Raw genomic sequence first — 240 nt, 5'->3', positions numbered from 1 at the left:
CACCCGAAGCGGAGTCGGATGATCAACCAACCGACTCCGAAGGGACGAGCGAACACACGGAGAGTCCGACGCCCGACGCCGAGGAGTTCGTCGGCGGGGACTCGACAGATGACGATACCCCGGGAGAGACGGCCGAGCCAGGCGTCCCCGAAGACGTACAGGCCTACACCAAGTTCTCGAAAATCGACGGCTCCACCTACGACCGCGCAAACGAATTCCTCCGCGAGCGGACCTATATTA

The 240-nt window shown here is 62.1% G+C and carries 1 pseudogene; it reads left to right on the top strand.

What is annotated here, in order from left to right:
* Positions 1-240 (top strand): annotated as a pseudogene (locus SM755_RS24120) (hypothetical protein); the annotation flags it as partial.

The organism is Natrialba sp. PRR66 (assembly GCF_034808065.1).
GTDB classification, from domain to species: Archaea; Halobacteriota; Halobacteria; order Halobacteriales; family Natrialbaceae; genus Natrialba; species Natrialba aegyptia.
The sequence above is the reverse complement of the archived record's forward strand: the minus strand, read 5'-3'. Positions and strand labels throughout refer to the sequence as shown.